The following is an 18275-nucleotide window of genomic DNA, read 5'->3' on the forward strand; positions in this document are numbered from 1 at the left end:
GGTTGATATTCTCTTTTCCTTTTGCTTTCCCAACCCGGCCCGGTGTTGGTAAAATACGCGTTACATCCGTGAAAACGAACCTTGATCGCGTTGCGAAACGCTTAGTGTAGAAGAACCTCATGTCTCAAAATCAGCCTCACCCAACTGCAAATGCTGCCGCTCAGGCAGGGGCAGTGCGTTTAAACAAATTCATCAGTGATTCAGGCTTTTGCTCACGCCGGGAGGCGGACAAGCTGATTGATCAGGGACGGGTCACCATCAATGGCCAGGTGCCGGAAATGGGCACGAAAGTGCAGCCGGGCGATGAAGTCCTGGTCGATGACAAGCCGTTGCGCACGAAGGAAAAGCCGATTTATATCGCGCTGAATAAACCGACCGGGATCACCTGTACCACCGAGCGCCATGTCAAAGATAATATCATCGACTTTATCGGCCACCGCAAGCGGATTTTCCCGATTGGCCGGTTGGATAAGCCGTCAGACGGCCTGATCTTCCTGACTAATGATGGAGATATCGTTAATAAAATTCTCCGGGCCGGGAACTCGCACGAGAAGGAATACGTGGTGCGGGTCGACAAGCCGATCACCCAGGCTTTCCTCGATAAAATGGCTTCCGGGGTGGAGATCCTCGATACCGTGACTTTGCCGTGTCAAGTGACCAAGGAAACCACGTATTCGTTCCGGATTGTGCTGACTCAGGGGCTGAACCGCCAGATCCGCCGGATGTGTGAAGCGCTGGGGTATGACGTGTTTAAGCTGCGCCGGGTGCGGATCATGAACATCAGCATTGATGGCCTGCCGAACGGGAAATGGCGCTACCTGAGTGAGGATGAAGTGGCGGAGATCCATCGCCTGATTGCAGACTCGAGCGGCACGGAAGAAGCGTCCCAGGTCGATGGTCAGGGCGGTGCGATTCAAAAAGCGACTGATGCCAAGCTGTTTGACAGTCGCCAGCAGGACAGCCAGCGCCAGGACGGTAAAAAGACCTACAAAACCTACAAGGGTAAAGGTGAGTTTTACCGTCAGCGCCGTAGCGGCGATCATGATGAGCGCGGTGGTGCTCGTAGCGGAGCTCGCAACGGCAGCCGTGACGACAATCGTGCGCACAATCGTCCGAACCGGGGCAAGCAGCCAGGGCATCATAAAACTGGTCGAGATAGCGACGGTCAGTCTCGTCGCCCGCAAGGCGCTTCCGGCGGGATCAAGAAGTGGAAGTCAAAGAAAGAGTCCTAAGCGATTCGTTGACGCGGTTTTAACTTTACTGACCAGCGCAGCCCCATTGCCCTCCGTGGTGATGGGGCTTTTTCGTGTAATTTATTGCTAAGCGCGAAAGGCATGAATATTCCGTCAATTGCGTCTTGCATTCAGGTGGATGAATTTGCACTATGTATTCATTCACTATTTTCTGCGATCAAAGCCCGCTCAGAACAGGTTGAGCCGGGATACGGGGATCGGCATTACACAGAGGAAGTCATGGCAGGCAATACGATTGGACAACTTTTTCGCGTCACCACCTTTGGTGAGAGCCACGGCCTGGCACTGGGCTGTATTATTGATGGTTGTCCGCCGGGACTGGCGTTGACAGAAGCGGACATGCAGCATGATCTGGATCGTCGTCGCCCGGGCACGTCCAAGTATACTACCCAGCGTCGCGAGCCGGATGAGGTTAAAATTCTGTCCGGGGTGTTTGAAGGGCAGACCACCGGCACCTCGATCGGCTTGCTGATTGAAAATACCGACCAGCGCTCCAAAGATTACTCCAACATCAAGGATACCTTCCGCCCGGGGCATGCCGATTACACCTATCACCAGAAGTACGGCGTACGTGATTACCGTGGCGGCGGTCGTTCATCGGCGCGGGAAACCGCCATGCGGGTTGCGGCCGGTGCGGTGGCGAAAAAATACCTCAAGCAGGTACACGGGATTGAAATTCAGGCGTATCTCTCGCAAATGGGAGACGTCAAGATTGATCAGGTGGACTGGAGCCAGATTGAACAGAACGCTTTCTTCTGTCCTGATGCCTCGAAAGTCGATGCGCTGGATGAGCTGATCCGTAAGTTGAAAAAAGAAGGGGACTCGATTGGCGCTAAGCTAACTGTCGTCGCCCGCCATGTGCCGGTCGGTCTTGGCGAGCCGGTGTTCGATCGCCTGGATGCGGATATTGCCCATTCGCTGATGAGCATTAATGCGGTGAAAGGGGTTGAGATTGGCGATGGCTTTGACGTCGTGCAGCAGCGCGGCAGCGAGCATCGTGACGAAATGACCCCGGAAGGTTTTAAGACCAACCATGCCGGTGGGGTGCTGGGCGGGATTTCGTCCGGTCAGGATATTGTTGCCCACCTGGCGCTGAAGCCAACCTCTAGCATTACGGTGCCGGGGGAGTCGATTAATCGCCAGGGCGAGACTGTGGAAGTGGTCACCAAGGGCCGCCACGATCCTTGTGTCGGGATCCGCGCAGTGCCGATTGCCGAAGCCATGCTGGCGATCACCCTGATGGATCATTTGCTGCGCCATCGTGGCCAGAACAGCGGTGTGGCAACTGAGACGCCGAAGATTTAAACCGTTCATCGGAACCATGTTTAAAATAAAACGCGAGGTGCCCGGCACCTCGCGTTTTATTTGTTGTTCTCTGATGATCACCCCTGGCTTTCAGTTGCTTTTGCGGCCACGGTTTCTGTGTCTTCCAGGCGGAATACCGGCAGGCGCCAGCCAAACTGGACCGCAGCCATGCGGATCACAAACCCCAGTACCAGGGTGGCCACGGTGGCAATCAGCTCAGGTACGGCAACAAACATCAGGATGTAGTACATGCCGCCAGCCAGAAAAGCGACTGAGGCGTATAGTTCCTTATGCAGTACCATTGGCGGTCGGCGGCAGATCAGATCCCGTAGCAGACCGCCAAAGACCCCGGTGACCACGGCGGCAACCAGACAGATCAGCGGCGAGAGCCCCATGTCCATCGCTACCCGGCAGCCGATAATGCTAAACACAATTAACCCCAGCGAGTCGAGCAGGACAAATACCTTGTGAAAACGCACCACCTGCGGTGCGATCAGGGTGGTCAGCAATCCGGCCAGGCAGGTAATGGCCAGGTAATGCGGGTTTTCTACCCAGCCAAGCGGGTAGTGACCCAGCAGGATATCTCGAACGGTTCCGCCACCAATCGCGGTGGCGCTGGCGACCAGCATCACGCCGAACCAGTCCATATGACGTTTACCGGCAGCCAGGGCGCCGGTCATGGCTTCTGCGGTAATGCCGATGAGATAGAGTATTGTTAATAGCATGAGATAAATTGATGAAATAGAGAGAATGCCAAACGGAATTCGATTGTATTGAGCTAAATATGTGACGTCGAATGAAAGGTTTACGAAAGTGGATGAATTGGATTCATGTTTTTGTCACGGAAGTGACGCAGATATCCGAACTAGCGGGGCAGAAAGCGGGAAAAATGGCTAAAAAACAAAGCGGGCGCTGTGTTTATGCCCACTTTGGTCGTCATTGCGCCAGGTGCCGTCGCTGGCGCACGTTAACAACAGGTTAGAAACGGTAGTTGGCCTGAACCCCAACCAACCAGATGTTGCCCTGGATTTCTCCCTGGTAAGTCCCGCCGAATGGCACCGAAGATTGATCCGAGGCAATCCCGTTGCGCGGCTCGTTGACCGGTGCTTCTTCTGCAAAGATATAAGTAAAGCCGGCATCCATGGTCAGGCGCTCAGACCAACGGTAGCCCACACCGGTGCTCAGCCACAGGCGATCTGTTTCCGGAATTGTCAGGGTGCGGTTGGTGTCGTTGACTGCTGAGGTGTCATAAGCCACGCCGCCGCGCAGGACGGTTTTATTGTTGAGCTGGTAAGTCGTTCCTAACGCCAGGCGGTAGTTGTCTTCCCAGTTTTCTTCCTTAATATCCACCGTACCTATGGTGTTGATGTCGGCGGCAAGCTTTTTAAAGCTGCTCCAGTCAGTCCAGTTCAGGCTGGCGTGAACGGCCAGTTTGTCACTTAGCTGGTGGTGACTGGCCAGTTCAGCAGTTGCCGGCAATGACAGGTCCATGCTGCCTGGTAGCTGTTGATCCGGCATCAGGCGGAAGGCTGCGCCTTCAGCATGACCTTCCAGGCTAAAGTCCACTTTTGAGCGGTAGTTGAAGCCGATGCGGTGGGCGTCATTGATTTGCCACACGGTTCCCAGTTGCCAGCCCCAGGCAGTGTCATCCCCCTCCATATACTTCAGGGTAGCGCCTTTTTTCAGCACGAGTTCACGATTCTGGTTATAGGTATCAGCCGAGCTGACGGCTCCGAAGTGGCCTTCACCCAGCACATAGCGCACGCCGCCGCCGATGTGCCATTGGTTGTTCACCTTGTAGGCCAGATTCGGGTTGATCTCGACCGTTTTCACCATGGCTTCGTTGCCGAACTGGGTGCCTTTGAAATCACCCGACAGCTCGGTTTCCATGCCGTAGTTGGTGGCCAGTGCCAGGCCGGCTGCCCACGTGTCATTTATCTGATGGCTCAGGTAGAAATTCGGGATCACCGCACCATGGGCGATATCATCAGCGTTGCTTTCGACTGAGTCGCCGGTCAGGTTGCCGTTCGCCGCGTGTGGTGTCGCTGAGCCTTTGATATCGACATTTGGATTGACGTAAATCGCACCGGCAGAGATTTGGGTGCCTTTCAGATAAGTCAGCAATGCCGGGTTGCGAAATTGTGCACTGGCGTTGTCGGCCATAGCGGCCTCACCGGCAAACGCGCGGCCCAGGCCGGTGGCGGAGTATTCGGCCAGCTGGAATCCGGCAGCAGTGGTATTGGCGCTAAAGCCCAGGGCCAGCGCAGCGGCTAAAGAAAGGGTAATTCTGTTTTTGTTCATCAATCTGAATGTTCGCTGAAATTTGATAGTGGAGATCATACAAAATAGAGTAATCACTTTAAGTATTTCTTGTGAACCAATTTATTTTTGGATTGAATTTCTGTCATTGTTGTCTTTTTTGGTTATTTATCTGGTATAAAGTAATCTTTACTATCTGGTCGGATGTGGTTTCAGCGAACAACTGTGCAGGTATTGGCAGGTTTCAGCGACGCCGTGTTCACTGAAATTAGGCTGATGTTACTGGAACGATCAAGTTGGCTTTTTTGATCAATAAGTTACTTGAAAAAAGAAAAAGGGAGCTTAATGCTCCCTTCTAATGGTCCGGTAAATTTGTTCGCTGAATTAGAACGAACGGCTGTACTGAACCCCGTACAGCAGGGCGTTGGCACGGGTTGTGGCGTTCACGGAAGTGAAGTCGTTGGCTTCAACCACTTCTACATCTTTACCCATCAGATAAGTGACACCCACATCAATGTTGGACTTGGCATCCAGGTGGTAGGTAAAGCCGCCGGAGAGCCACTGGCGATCTGAATCCGGAACCGAAATCGACGTCAGTTGATCCTGGGCACTGGTGTCATACATATAACCGGCACGCAGGGTCCAGTCTTGGTTCAGGTAGTACGTTCCGCCCAGCGCGTAGTGCCAGCCATCCTGCCACTCATAGCGGTTCAGGACTTTCTTGCCGGTTGTTTCCAGTTGGTCAAACTCGCTCCAGTTGATCCACTGTACGCTGTAGTGAACAGCAAATTGTGCATTGAGTTTGTGGAAGCCTGAGAACTCGGCCATATCAGGCAGCGGCATGATCAGCTTTTCATGGCTGATGTCACCACCGCCAAGTTGGTATTGCATATCGCCTTTTGCTTCCAGATCCGGGCTGTAACGGTAGGACAGGCCGAAGCGGTTGTTGTCATTGTACTCATAAACTGTACCGACGTTCCAACCCAGTGCAAATCCGTCCGCATCAATATCGACGAGCGGGCCCTGAACACCGGTTTGAGCGGCAATGCCCGCTTCCAGCATTTTGTTGCTGCGCTTGAGCTTCCCTTCGCCATAGATCACATCCAGGCCGGCACCAACACTCCAGGCTTGGTTGATGCGGTAAGACGTGCCCAGGGCTAGGTTCAAGCTTTTCACATCCGTCAGGCCACCAAATTCGTTCCCCGCAAAACTGTCGCTAAATTCCGTCTTGGTGCCGAAGTTGGAGTACAAGCCTGTACCAACGGTCCAGTTGTCATTGATTGGGTGGATATAGTAGATGTTCGGCACATAGGAGGTATCGCCGACTTGCTCGTCGCCCAGTGGGAGGATTTTGCTATATGTGGTGTTCTTTACCTCAATATCGGTATCAATGGCATTGATACCCAGCGACAGCGCCGGGGCATCAAACAGCGACATGGCGGCAGCATTGCGGGCCATGGCGGATGCATTGTCTGCAATCACGGCATCACCGGCAAAGGCTCGGCCCAGGCCGGTTGCTGATTGGGCATTGAGCTGAAAGCCCGCTGCGAGAGCTTGCTGTGATGAGACGGCAACCGCCACGGCCACCACAGATTTTGTAAACAGACGCTTCTTATTCATATTTGTTGTTTTTCCAAACATATTATCGTTATTTTCTGCAACTTACGGCAGAGTGCGCGAGATTGTATGGGGGGAGGTGAAGGGAGCAAATCTGACCAGTTCATTAATTTGATAAAATTCAGTCATATCCAACGAAAAGTGCAGCTTGGAAGAAGTGCGGGAGCGAGCAGAGGGACTAGCGTTAAATGTTAACTTGTTGATATGTATGTAATTGTGACAATCAGGCGGGAACTGGCATCGATCTTTGCCGTTTCCCGCCGAAAATGTTACTGAGTTTGTTAGATTTTTTGCTGGAGGTCGGATTTTAACCGTTCGGCAATGGGCATTACGTCCTGACCCTTGTCGCCGATGACAATCAGGCTGGTTTCCTGCAACGGCATCACCACCCCTTGCAACTGCTGATCGGTAAATGAGGACATCGCCGGGGTTTTCTCCGGCACCACAAACACAGTCACTTTGCCGCCCTGGCCGGCCATGACCATATGCAGGGCATTTTTTTCGCCAAAAGCACAATGGTTGACATAGTAGACATGCCCGCCAAGTGCGTTCAGTTTCGAGCCAAACGGAGTCAGTTTGGCATTGACCTGTTGCAGGGAGACGGATTCGTCTACATGCTCGACAAACGGTGCTTCATCATAAACGTGCTTGAGCGCGACCTGGGCAATGGCACTGGTGTCATGGGCATTGGCCGGAAACAGCTGGGTATTAAACTGGCCGAGAAATAACCCAAAGACAAATGCAATCGATGCGGCAATCGCCAAATGAAAGCGTATCTTGCTGCGGTTATTTTCCGGCTGGCCTGACTGGTGGAACAAAATCCGATCCGCCAGATCGTCCGGGACATCCACTTTCAAAATACTGTCTAGTTTGGCATCTAATTGCAGCAGTTCATCAGCAAGCTGACGATTGGCTGATGAGGCGTTCTTGGCTGCAAGCATTTCCTGGCTGTTGTCATTCGGATCGGCCAGGAGACGACGACGGAATTCAAGATCGTCCATTGTGTTGACCCCTCCGCTCGGATAATTTTTCAATTTGCTCTTTTAACTGATTCCTGGCTCGGAACAAGCGTGTCATCACGGTGTTGCGATTCAGGTCGAGGATGTCGGCAATCTCATCGCCGCTAAACCCCGCCATCACCTGCAAGACCAACGGCTCGCGATACTCAGGCGCCAGCTTCATGATCTCCCGGTGCAGGAGCTGTTGCTCGGCATCCATATCGGCGCCCTGGTGCTTGGTGTCCGCGACAGCATAATCATCGATATCGACGAGATCCAGCTGCTTGCGTTCAAATCGTCTCGCATTTTCCCTGCGTAAAATTGTGATTAACCAGGACTTCGCTGCTTTATCATCATGGAGGCTATCGAGCGAACGCCAGGCCCTTAAACAGGTTTCTTGGACCAGATCTTCCGCAATGTGGGGATCATGGCACAACCAGTAGGCGTAGCGATACAAGTCTCGATGCCAGGCCCTGACCAGGGCTTCATAGCGTCTTTGTTTATTCATGTCTACAGAGACCGAGGCATCCGCGTTTTTCTTTCGGAAAAATTGCTTAATCATAGTTATGCCTATCAAAAACTATCACGGGTGAGCATTGTTTTTCTCGTTATACGTGTGATCGGGAATCATCGGATTATCAGCCTTAAAATTGATCTGGTTCAATTTGTATCGACACAGGAAAGTTATAGTAGTTCACGTCATCTGATGGTAAGCATGCGTTACGGTGCTGAAGCTTAGTCTTGGTCTGTGAGTCGTGATTACTGTCTGTTGAGCAAGATGACAACTTCCTTTTGAAGGCTGACTTTACTTTCTCCTATCAGGTTATGCCTGATTTGCAATTGGCTTTACGTTAATTGACTTATACCCTACACGGATGAATTTCTGTGTAATTATAACCATACCATAACGGTATGGTTTTTTTTTGCCTGTCCACCACCGAACCTTGCCTCGCCCACAAAACTTAAAACGATTGTTTGAAATAAATAACAAGTTGATTACAATTGGTGTGGTCTGACCTCTAGTTATGGCACATTGAGTGCCCCTGAAATCATCAAAAGGAGTAGCGATGACACGTCTCCAGAATCTCACCACACGACAGGGTGAGCGCATCGCCGTCGTCAGCGGGTTACGAACCCCGTTCGCCCGCCAGGCCACGGCTTTTAACGGCGTCCCAGCCCTGGATATGGGGAAAATGGTCGTCAATGAAATGCTGCAACAAATGGATTTTGACCCGAAGCTGATTGAGCAGGTGGTATTCGGCCAGGTGGTACAGATGCCGGAAGCGCCGAACATTGCCCGCGAAATTGTGCTGGGCACCGGGATGAACATCGGCACCGATGCCTACAGTGTCACCCGCGCCTGTGCCACCAGTTTTCAGGCGGCGGCCAATGTGGCCGAGAGTATTATCTCCGGCACGATTGATATCGGGATCGCCGGCGGCGCGGACTCCTCGTCTGTCCTGCCGATTGGGGTGTCGAAAAAGCTCGCTGCCACCTTGCTGGCCCTGAGTAAGGCCAAGACGATGGGTAAGCGCCTCAAGCTGCTCAGCCAACTGAGCATGAAAGATCTAATGCCGGTGCCGCCGGCAGTGGCGGAATATTCGACGGGTCTGAGCATGGGGCAGACGGCCGAGCAAATGGCCAAGAGCCACGGCATCACCCGCCAGGAGCAGGATGTGCTGGCCCACCGCTCGCACACGCTGGCCGCACAAGCCTGGAACGACGGCCTGATCCGTGATGAAGTGATCACCGCGTTCCCGGAGCCATATCGGCAGTGGATCGATAAAGACAACAATATTCGGGAAAACTCCAGCCTGGAATCCTATGCCAAGCTGCGTCCGGCCTTTGATCGCAAGTTCGGTTCGGTCACCGCGGCGAATGCCACCCCGCTGACTGATGGCGCGGCGGCGATTATGCTGATGCGCGAGGGCCGGGCCAAAGAGCTGGGCCTCAAGCCGCTCGGCTACATTCGCTCTTATGCTTTTGCGGCGATTGGCGTCGAGCAGGACATGCTGATGGGGCCATCGTATGCCACGCCATTAGCGCTGGATCGCGCGGGCCTGAGCCTGTCGGATCTGACTCTGATCGATATGCACGAAGCCTTTGCGGCGCAGACCCTGGCCAACGTGAAGATGTTCGGCTCGAAGAAATTTGCCGAAGAGAAACTGGGCCGTAGCCAGGCGATTGGTGAGATTGATATGGACAAGTTCAATGTTCTGGGCGGCTCGATTGCCTACGGTCACCCGTTTGCGGCAACCGGCGCGCGAATGATCACCCAAACCTTACGTGAGCTGCAACGCCGTGGCGGCGGTTTCGCGCTGAACACCGCTTGTGCAGCCGGGGGCTTAGGCGCTGCAATGATCCTGGAGGCAGAATAATGACCGAACACGTATCCGCATTTTCTTTATCTTACGCTGACAACGGTGTCGCCTGGCTGAAGGTCGATGTGCCGGAAGAGAAAATGAATACCTTGCAGTCAGCCTTTGTTGAGCAGGTCTCCGAAGTGCTGGCTGAGCTGAAAACCAAGACGGACGTCAAGGGCCTGGTGGTCTATTCCGGTAAACCGGATAACTTTATTGCCGGTGCCGATATCCGCATGCTGGATGCCTGTACCACGGCTGAAGAAGCTGAGCAGCTGGCCACCAAAGGACAGGAGCTGTTTGACGCACTGGAGTCGCTGCCGTTTCACGTGGTCGCGGCGATCCATGGCCCGTGTCTGGGCGGCGGCCTGGAGCTGGCGCTGGCCTGTCACAGCCGGGTGTGCTCGGATGATGACAAAACCCGCCTGGGTCTGCCGGAGGTCCAGCTGGGCCTGCTGCCGGGCTCGGGTGGCACCCAGCGTCTGCCGCGTTTGATTGGCGTGGCCAATGCACTGGACATGATCCTGACCGGCAAGCAGCTGCGTGCGAAAAAGGCGAAAAAGCTGGGTGTGGTTGATGAATCCGTACCGCAGAGTATCCTGCTTGAGATTGCTGAAAAGCAAGCGCTGAAGCCGAAACCGACACGCAAGCACACCTTCCAGGAGTGGGCACTGGGCGGCAATGCGCTGGGTCGCTCGCTGGTGTTTGATCAGGCGGCGAAGAAAACCCGCGAGAAGACCCGCGGCAACTACCCGGCGGCAGATGCAATTCTGGAAGTCATCAAGTACGGTTTGCAATCGGGGCTGGACAAAGGCCTGCGTCTGGAAGCCAAGCGCTTCGGCGAGCTGGTCATGACGCCGGAATCGGCGGCCCTGCGTAGCATCTTCTTCGCCACTACGGCGATGAAGAAAGAGACCGGTGCCGAGGCTGAGCCGGGCGCGGTCCGCCGTGTCGGCGTGCTGGGCGGCGGCCTGATGGGCGGCGGGATCAGCCATGTCACGGCAGTGAAGGCCGGTTATCCGGTGCGGATCAAAGATATCGCCAACGACGGCCTGCTCAATGCGATGGCTTACAATTACAAGCTGCTGGATAAGAAACGCAAACGCCGCATTATCAGCAAGGCGGAATTGCAAAAGCAGATGCTGTCGATCACCGGCGGCACGGATTACACCGGGTTCAACCATATCGATGTGGTGGTTGAAGCGGTGTTTGAAGATCTGAAACTCAAACACCAGATGGTGCGTGAGGTTGAGCAGCACGCTAAACCGGAGACCATTTTTGCGACCAATACGTCCTCGTTGCCGATCCACCAGATCGCTGAAGCGGCGGAGCGTCCGGAACAAGTCGTCGGGCTGCACTATTTCAGCCCGGTTGAGAAAATGCCGCTGGTGGAAGTGATCCCCCATGCCGGCACGTCGCCGGAGACGGTCGCGACTGTGGTCGCTTTGGCCAAGAAGCAGGGCAAAACCCCGATTGTGGTCGGCGACAAGGCCGGGTTCTACGTCAACCGGATCCTGGCACCTTACATGAACGAAGCGGCCAATGTCCTGCTTGGCGGTGAGCCGATTGAGCACTTGGATCAGGCGCTGCTCGACTTCGGTTTCCCGGTCGGCCCGATCACCCTGCTGGATGAGGTGGGTGTGGACATCGGTGCGAAAATTATGCCGATCCTGGTCAATGAACTGGGCGATCGCTTCCAGGGGCCGGATGTGTTCGAGACCCTGCTCAATGACGGCCGCAAAGGGCGCAAGAGCGGCAAGGGCTTCTATCTGTATAACAGCAAGAAAAAGTCGGTCGATAAGAGCGTGTATAAGCTGCTGAATCTGCAGCCGGAGAAAAAAGCCGACGCCGAGACCATTGCGATTCGCTGTACCCTGATGATGCTCAACGAAGCCGCCCGTTGTCTGGATGAAGGGGTGATCCGCTCACCGCGCGACGGGGATATCGGGGCGATTTTCGGGATTGGTTTCCCGCCGTTCCTGGGTGGCCCGTTCCGTTATATGGATCAGCTCGGTGCAGGTCGGGTGGTGGATCTGCTCAACGAATACGCCAATAAATATGGTGAGCGCTTCAAGCCGTGCGACAAGCTGGTTGCCATGGCACAAGAAAACCAGCGTTTTTATTCTTAACGTTTTTGACCTTAAGCGACCTCAACAACACGGCCTGCATTGCAGGCCGTTTTTTTGGCCTCTGGAAATCAAGACGCCAGGGAAGTTCACTTGGGTTGAGCGGGCTTCAACTCAGCCGTTTGGCCCAGTTTCCCTGATGCTGTTGCTTGCAATTTTCCTCACTGTCATAAATGACATGCCGGGTGATTGATTTGAGCTGGAGCCCCATCGCATTGAGCCGGGCCTGAATGAGGGCGTTCAACTGCGCCTGCGCTGCACTGGCGGTGAAGTTGGCGAGCTGTTCATTGGTTTCGAACACGCACACGATTTTTAAGCTGCCCGGAAAATTGGCATAATTCACCACGTGGGTCAGCCACTGAAAACCTTCGCAGGTGTCCAGCGCAAAATCACACACCTCGGTCAGCACGGCCCTGAGCTGATTGTCTGTCTTTTTATCTTGTTTTCGCACAAATGACCTTTTCTAGGGTTGAAGCGGTGGTTCTCCCGCACGGAACGCATGCCGGACGATTGTTGGGCCTGGTCCGAAGCATGTGTCGGCCGGGTGGACAGCCCGCTCAGCGGGCTTTTTTCTGAAACTCACTGACGGATTCGATCGACTCGCCGATCATCAGCGGCTCTAAGTTGCTGTGCGCCTGGCCCTGGCAGTGCATGATCAGCCGGTTGGCGGTGCGTGGTTTGATGATATCGACCACAAAGCGCACCATGTCGGCCCGGGTCAGGGCACGCAGGGCCTCAGCAACCTTCTGGCGCTGGTTAAATTGCTCATCTTTATTACCGATACTGATCCAGTAACGTTGGGCCCGGGCGCGCAGGTTGGTGTCCGGCTCGGTGATCTGCGCCAGCAGTCCTTGTTTGCTGGCCTGCCACTGGGCTTCGTTGAGTTCCAGTAACACCAGGGCGAAAGCATTGGTGAACTCATCAATGGCCTCCGATAGCTGCGCCGGTGATGCGACCGGGGACTGGATATAGAGGATCAGGCCCGGATGGCGGTTGAGTGGCAGATTGGCGGTTCCGACCATATAACCCAGTTGCTGCCGGGTTCGCAATTCATGAAAGAAGGTGGACGACATCAGATGGTTGGCCAGAGTATAGAGAGCAATTTTGCGCGGTGTCGGCTTGCGTGACTGATAATACATCAGGATGGCTGAGTCGGCATGGTTGCAACTGACCTCGTAGCGCAGGGTACCGGACTGGCCGAGGCGTACCAGTGGTCGCTGGGACTCGCCATAGAGCTGATCGGTCACCCGGAAGGCATCTTTCAGCGTTTCAGCCAGCGCCAGGGCATCTTCTTTGCGCCAGTTGCCGTAGACAAAGGTGTCGATGTGCAACTCGGCAAACATGGCATCGACAAATGCCGGCAGCTCATCCACCGTCAGGGATTCCAGTGCCTCCAGCAGCACCGGGAACGGTGGGTTATTCGGCTGCAGCAGACCGGTCAGCTGGTTAAACAGCTGCGAGATCGGTTTGTCCTCGGCGGCGTTGCGCCAGTTGCGCAGCATTTGTGCCTTGATGTTCTCGAATCGATCCGGGTCGAAGGAACGGTTGGCAAACCGATCCAGCAACAGCTGCATCAGCAGAGGCTGTTTTTCACTGAAGCCGGACAGTTGCAGGGTCACACCGCCCTGGTGGGCATAGAGGTTGTAGGACATCCCGGCAATTTCCGCCGGATAGGCGGACTCATTAATCGCTTCGAGTAGCATTTCCACGCAGACCCGGGTTTTGACGATATTGCGTGGCGAGCTGACGGCATGGGGGCTGTCGATGGCGACATAGACCACCCCTTTCGGTACCCGGAATTCATGCTCTTGCTTATACCACAGGCGGAAGCCGGGCAGATCCTGGATCAGTTGTGGTGGTAGCTCGGCTTCCGCCGTCAGCGGGTAAGGGTCCAGCTGCTCGCAGAGGTACGGGTTGCGCTCGGGCAATTGCAGTGCCGACTCATCTCCCGGTTGCTGCCAGCGGCTGAGCTGTGCTTCACTAAATGGCTTGACGGCATATGGTGTGTGGTACCACTGCGCCACCCGGTTGTATTCCTGCCCCTGAGCGACCAGAACCAGGCGCATGTTGCCCGGCGTAAAGTAGTTGAGCAACTTGCGGATCAGCGGCTCATCATAGCCGGCCATCATGTAATCGCCGTAGATCACTTCTTCCGGCGTGTAATGGAACAGGTTCATCACCAGGTAGCTGACGGTATCGAGCGGGCGGCTTTTTTCCTGGTAGCGAAATGCCATTTCCAGTACGGAGCGTTTCTCCTCGTAGCGCCAGGCATCTAGTCCCTCGCGCTTGATCAGCTCGATATACTGGAATACGGTCGCGACAATCTCATCGATGTGCTTCAGCCCTTTCGGCGTCAGGTTGAGGCTGACGGTAAATTCGCGGAAGTTGCTGCCGCTGACGCCGCCCCCGGCTGCCAGGGTATTGATCAGGCCTCGGCTTTTCAGCACCGACATCAGGCTGCCGCTACCTTCGTTCCCCAACAAGTGGGCGATGTAAGACAGGGGCTTCTGGCGATAGTATTGATCAACCGAGGGCATGGTAAAGGACAGGGTGAGTTTGCGCACTTCCTTGATCGGTTCAATGGCGATGAATTTGCCGCTCTCATTGGCGGTGAGCAGCGGCTCCTCGATTGCCGGCTTGGCAACGCCGGTATTGGGGATATGGTCAAAATAGGCCCGGGCATAGCTTTCCAGCTGCTCTAAAGACTGCGGCCCCAGCAGTACCAGACACATCAGCTCTGCAGAGTAGTGGGTGCGGTAAAAATTAATCAGCTCATCTCGGATCGAGTGCCCCTCGCGATCTTCCAGGGTGCCCAGATCGCCGACGGAAAATTTGGCAAACGGGTGCGCCGGGTTGATGGTTTCCTTGTGCACTTGATACAGGCGGCGGACATCATCTTTTATCTTCAGTTTGTACTCTGAGTCGACGGCCTGGCGCTCTTTGTCCAGCGCCTCTTCATTAAACAGCGGGGCGGTAAAAAACTGGCCGAAGCGATCCAGCCCTTCGTCATAGGCATGGGGGCTGACTTCAAAAAAGTAGGTTGTGTTTTCTGTCCCGGTCCAGGCATTGTTGCTGCCGCCGCTGCGGTTGATAAAGGTCTGGAAGTCACCCACTTTAGGGTATTTTTCTGTGCCCAGAAACAACATGTGCTCGAGAAAGTGGGCCATGCCCTGACGGTCAATCGGATCATCAAAGTGCCCGACGTTGACAGACAACGCGGCTGCGGAGCGGGGGGCCTCCGCATCATGTACCAGAAGTACCTTGAGTTGGTTATCTAAGGTCAGGTAGCGGTACTGCTTGAGATCGTTCGGACTGATATGCACGAGAAGCGCCTATTTTTTTGTAAATTAAGCTAATTATGACGCTCATTACTAAGGCTGGCAAATCGGTACGCGAGGCGGCGGCAGCCTTGTCCGGGATGGTTTTCGCCCACCGGTTCGCGATCTTTCGGGCGGGTCGTTTGCTGTGTCACGCTTCGGTCACAGAAACGGCGGTATGGCTATCTTGCACCGGCAGGACTTGTTAGCATAGCGGCATCATCAATTGTGAATTTGACCCGGTTTACACCAGAACCCAATGGCAGTGAATTTGTTTCTCCGCAAGAGCAAGTGCTCCGCGCAAGAGATAGCAACTGCCACGGTCTGGATCGGTATAGGGTGAATGTGACTGGATAGGCAATATGCGAATTTATATTATGCGTCACGGTGAAGCAGAGACGTTTGCGCCGACGGATGCGGAGCGACCGTTAACCGGACGGGGTCAACAGCACTCTGAGCAAATGGCGCTGCAACTGGCCAGCCAGTTGTCCGACCGGTTGGATTTGGTTTGGGTGAGCCCCTATTTGCGCGCTCAGCAAACCTGGCAAGCTATGGCGCAGCACCTGCCTGCCCCGAAGAAGTTGATGACGGTTGATGACATCACGCCATACGGACAGGCTGATGATGTGGCGACGTATCTGAAAGCGGTGATCACCGTCGAGCAGCCGCAAACTGTGCTGATCGTGTCGCACTTGCCGTTGGTGGGTTACCTCGCCGCTGAGCTGGTGCCGGATCTGCCGCCGCCGATGTACCGTACTTCCGCGATTGCGGCGATTGACTATCAACCGGAAGCGGAGATAGCCGAGTTTTTATGGCAGGCCAACCCGGAAGGATAACGCGCGAAAAAATTGCCAACCGGGGTTAAGGAAACCCGGCAGGCTGCCGATAAAAGCCATAGCTATTTTTTATGGCGTGGTGAATGGTTTGGCGTAGCTTTGGTTGCGTCATACCGGGATCGGATGCCATCCTATTGACCGGACAAGAATTGATAAAGTTATTGCTATGAAAGGAATAATACTCGCGTTGCTGGGAATTGTGCTGTTGGTTGGTTGTGTTCAGGGGCCAAGATCACCGCAGATTAATGCCAATGGTGCGATCAAGTGGGCCAACGGTACGCGTGAAGAAATGCATATTTCGGCATCGGGCAGTACCCTGACATTTGCCGTGCCGCCAAGCCTGTTCGGCCCGGGGGGCGTGACGATTTTTTCCCGGATTGACAGTGCCCGTAACGGCAACTGTGAGCATTATTACAGCGAAGGGGCGGTTAAAACCCGGATGCAGATCTGCGATAGCGGTGAAGTGACCCTGATAGTCGATGGCCGGGTGATTAATGTCGGCGCCCTGGCGAAATACGTCTATTAATCTTTGGGTGGCACATTAAGAGAAAGCGGCGAGCTGCACCGGGTACAACTCGCCGCTTGAATCCAGCTATCCGGCGCAACTAGCGCTCGGGAATATCAATCAGCACCAGCAGGGCGCCGTCACCGCCAAACTCGAGTGGTGCCTGGTGAAAGGCCATCACATCCGGATGCTGGGCCAGCCACTGCGGTGCTTTTTGCTTCAGGATGTGCTTGCCGATGCCGTGCATCACACAGGCACAGGCAACATTTTCCTTGATACAGGCGGCAATCATCGCCGCCAGCTCGCGCTTGGCCTCCCGCTGGGTCATGCCGTGCATATCCAGGTACATATCGGGTACGTATACGCCGCGGCGCAGCTTTTTCACTTCATATTTTGATACCCCGGTACGGGCATACTGGGTTGGCCCGTGCTCATCCAGATGGGGTTCGAATTCATCAGAAAAGTAAAATTCGTGGTTCTGGGACTCTTTTTCTGACACTTTGGGGCGATTCGCCTTCGGGCTCTGTCGGCGCGGCGCGATTATGGTATCATGCGACAACTTTTTTACGCCCTTAACCGCATCCTGAAAGAGTGCCAGTTCATCTTCCAGGGTCAGATCTTTTTTACTCATAATGAAATTCCAACAACTCTATAGCGGTATTGTAGCGTCATTCGGAGGCTATTTTGGATAAGATTTTTGTCGACGAGGCTGTCAACGAACTTCATACATTGCAGGACATGCTACGTTGGACGGTTAGCCGTTTCAATGCTGCCGGTCTTTTTTATGGTCACGGGACAGATAACGCCTGGGACGAGGCGGTACAGCTGGTACTGCCAACGCTGTATCTGCCTTTAGATATCCCGTCAGAAGTGCGTTTTTCCCGCCTGACCAGCAGTGAGCGCCTGCGTATTGTTGAGCGGGTGATCCGCCGGATCAATGAGCGGACACCGGTCGCGTACCTGACCAACAAGGCCTGGTTCTGCGGCTTGGAATTCTTCGTCGACGAGCGGGTGTTGGTGCCACGCTCTCCGATCGGGGAGCTGATTGAGAATGGCTTCGAACCGTTCCTTGCGGAGCCGCCAACCCGGATCATGGATTTGTGTACCGGCTCTGGTTGTATCGGCATCGCTTGTGCCCATGCGTTCCCGGACGCCGAAGTGGACATCGTCGATATCTCGACTGATGCGCTGGCGGTGGCCGAGCAGAACATTCATGATCACGGGCTGGAGCAGCAGGTGATCCCGCTGCGCTCGGATCTGCTGCGCGATGTACCAAAAGATCAATATGACTTGATCGTCTCCAACCCCCCATATGTGGATCAGGAAGACATGGACAGCCTGCCGGATGAGTTCCGCCATGAGCCGGAGCTGGGTCTGGCAGCCGGAAGCGATGGTCTGAAGCTGGTGCGCCGGATCCTGGCCAACGCCCCGGATTACCTGAAAGAGAACGGGGTGCTGATCTGTGAGGTGGGCAACTCCATGGTTCACATGGAAGAGCAGTACCCGAACATTCCATTTACCTGGATTGAGTTTGAAAACGGTGGCCACGGTGTATTCATGATGACCCGTGAGCAGCTGGTGGCTTGCCAGGATGAATTTAAGCTGTATCGCGATTAAGCAATACGATGGCTATGAAAACAAAAAACCGAAGCGCAGGCTTCGGTTTTTTGATGGTTTTAGCGGCAGCTTTTGCATCATC

15 protein-coding genes are annotated in these 18275 nt (G+C 54.5%); 7 read left to right on the top strand and 8 right to left on the bottom strand.

Features of this window, described 5'->3' with window-relative positions; genetic code table 11:
* Positions 1–119 precede the first annotated feature (119 nt).
* Together rluF and aroC are read left to right on the top strand one after the other, a co-directional pair.
* Positions 120–1232, top strand: a complete 1113-nt coding sequence (gene rluF / locus NNL38_RS03995; RefSeq protein ID WP_255389731.1) for a 23S rRNA pseudouridine(2604) synthase RluF — start codon at positions 120–122, stop codon at positions 1230–1232.
* A gap of 240 nt (positions 1233–1472) precedes the next feature.
* Positions 1473–2558 carry a chorismate synthase gene (gene aroC / locus NNL38_RS04000; RefSeq protein WP_255390556.1) on the top strand — a complete coding sequence of 362 codons (1086 nt, stop codon included), beginning with the start codon at positions 1473–1475 and terminating at the stop codon, positions 2556–2558.
* A gap of 77 nt (positions 2559–2635) precedes the next feature.
* On the opposite strand, the gene NNL38_RS04005 is transcribed toward aroC, so the two are convergent.
* From NNL38_RS04005 to NNL38_RS04025, 5 genes are all read right to left on the bottom strand, one after another.
* Positions 2636–3283 carry a trimeric intracellular cation channel family protein gene (locus tag NNL38_RS04005; protein ID WP_255389732.1) on the bottom strand — a complete coding sequence of 216 codons (648 nt, stop codon included), beginning with the start codon at positions 3281–3283 and terminating at the stop codon, positions 2636–2638.
* A 253-nt stretch (positions 3284–3536) separates the two neighbouring features.
* The gene (locus NNL38_RS04010; protein WP_255389733.1) at positions 3537–4859 is read right to left on the bottom strand and encodes an outer membrane protein transport protein; all 1323 of its coding nucleotides are present in this window, start codon (positions 4857–4859) and stop codon (positions 3537–3539) included.
* 342 nt (positions 4860–5201) lie between these two features.
* Positions 5202–6437, bottom strand: a complete 1236-nt coding sequence (locus NNL38_RS04015) for an outer membrane protein transport protein (protein WP_255389734.1) — start codon at positions 6435–6437, stop codon at positions 5202–5204.
* 278 nt (positions 6438–6715) lie between these two features.
* Positions 6716–7435: a DUF3379 domain-containing protein gene (locus NNL38_RS04020; protein WP_255389735.1), complete on the bottom strand. Its 720-nt coding sequence runs from the start codon at positions 7433–7435 to the stop codon at positions 6716–6718.
* Complete coding sequence (locus NNL38_RS04025; RefSeq protein ID WP_255389736.1) at positions 7422–7994, bottom strand: sigma-70 family RNA polymerase sigma factor; 573 nt, start codon at positions 7992–7994, stop codon at positions 7422–7424. The genes NNL38_RS04020 and NNL38_RS04025 overlap by 14 nt, the downstream gene beginning before the upstream one ends.
* Positions 7995–8499: 505 nt before the next feature.
* Between NNL38_RS04025 and fadI the strand changes: the two genes are divergently transcribed.
* Both fadI and fadJ read left to right on the top strand, forming a co-directional pair.
* The gene (fadI, locus tag NNL38_RS04030; RefSeq protein ID WP_255389737.1) at positions 8500–9810 is read left to right on the top strand and encodes an acetyl-CoA C-acyltransferase FadI; all 1311 of its coding nucleotides are present in this window, start codon (positions 8500–8502) and stop codon (positions 9808–9810) included.
* Positions 9810–11921, top strand: a complete 2112-nt coding sequence (gene fadJ, locus NNL38_RS04035) for a fatty acid oxidation complex subunit alpha FadJ (protein WP_255389738.1) — start codon at positions 9810–9812, stop codon at positions 11919–11921. The genes fadI and fadJ overlap by 1 nt, the downstream gene beginning before the upstream one ends.
* Before the next feature lie 106 nt (positions 11922–12027).
* Here the strand turns inward: fadJ and NNL38_RS04040 are convergent, their stop codons facing one another.
* Both NNL38_RS04040 and NNL38_RS04045 read right to left on the bottom strand, forming a co-directional pair.
* Complete coding sequence (locus NNL38_RS04040; RefSeq protein ID WP_255389739.1) at positions 12028–12369, bottom strand: Fis family transcriptional regulator; 342 nt, start codon at positions 12367–12369, stop codon at positions 12028–12030.
* Positions 12370–12475: 106 nt separating this feature from the next.
* Positions 12476–15241: an insulinase family protein gene (locus tag NNL38_RS04045; RefSeq protein WP_255389740.1), complete on the bottom strand. Its 2766-nt coding sequence runs from the start codon at positions 15239–15241 to the stop codon at positions 12476–12478.
* Positions 15242–15597: 356 nt separating this feature from the next.
* Between NNL38_RS04045 and sixA the strand changes: the two genes are divergently transcribed.
* Complete coding sequence (sixA, locus tag NNL38_RS04050; protein ID WP_255389741.1) at positions 15598–16071, top strand: phosphohistidine phosphatase SixA; 474 nt, start codon at positions 15598–15600, stop codon at positions 16069–16071.
* A gap of 166 nt (positions 16072–16237) precedes the next feature.
* Entirely contained in the window at positions 16238–16597 is a 360-nt protein-coding gene (locus NNL38_RS04055; protein WP_255389742.1) for a hypothetical protein, read from the top strand.
* A 79-nt stretch (positions 16598–16676) separates the two neighbouring features.
* Here the strand turns inward: NNL38_RS04055 and smrB are convergent, their stop codons facing one another.
* Entirely contained in the window at positions 16677–17207 is a 531-nt protein-coding gene (smrB, locus tag NNL38_RS04060) for an endonuclease SmrB (RefSeq protein ID WP_255389744.1), read from the bottom strand.
* A 53-nt stretch (positions 17208–17260) separates the two neighbouring features.
* Between smrB and prmB the strand changes: the two genes are divergently transcribed.
* Positions 17261–18193: a 50S ribosomal protein L3 N(5)-glutamine methyltransferase gene (gene prmB, locus NNL38_RS04065; protein ID WP_255389745.1), complete on the top strand. Its 933-nt coding sequence runs from the start codon at positions 17261–17263 to the stop codon at positions 18191–18193.
* The last annotated feature ends 82 nt before the right edge of the window (positions 18194–18275 follow it).

The organism is Photobacterium atrarenae (assembly GCF_024380015.1).
GTDB classification, from domain to species: domain Bacteria; phylum Pseudomonadota; class Gammaproteobacteria; order Enterobacterales; family Vibrionaceae; genus Photobacterium; species Photobacterium atrarenae.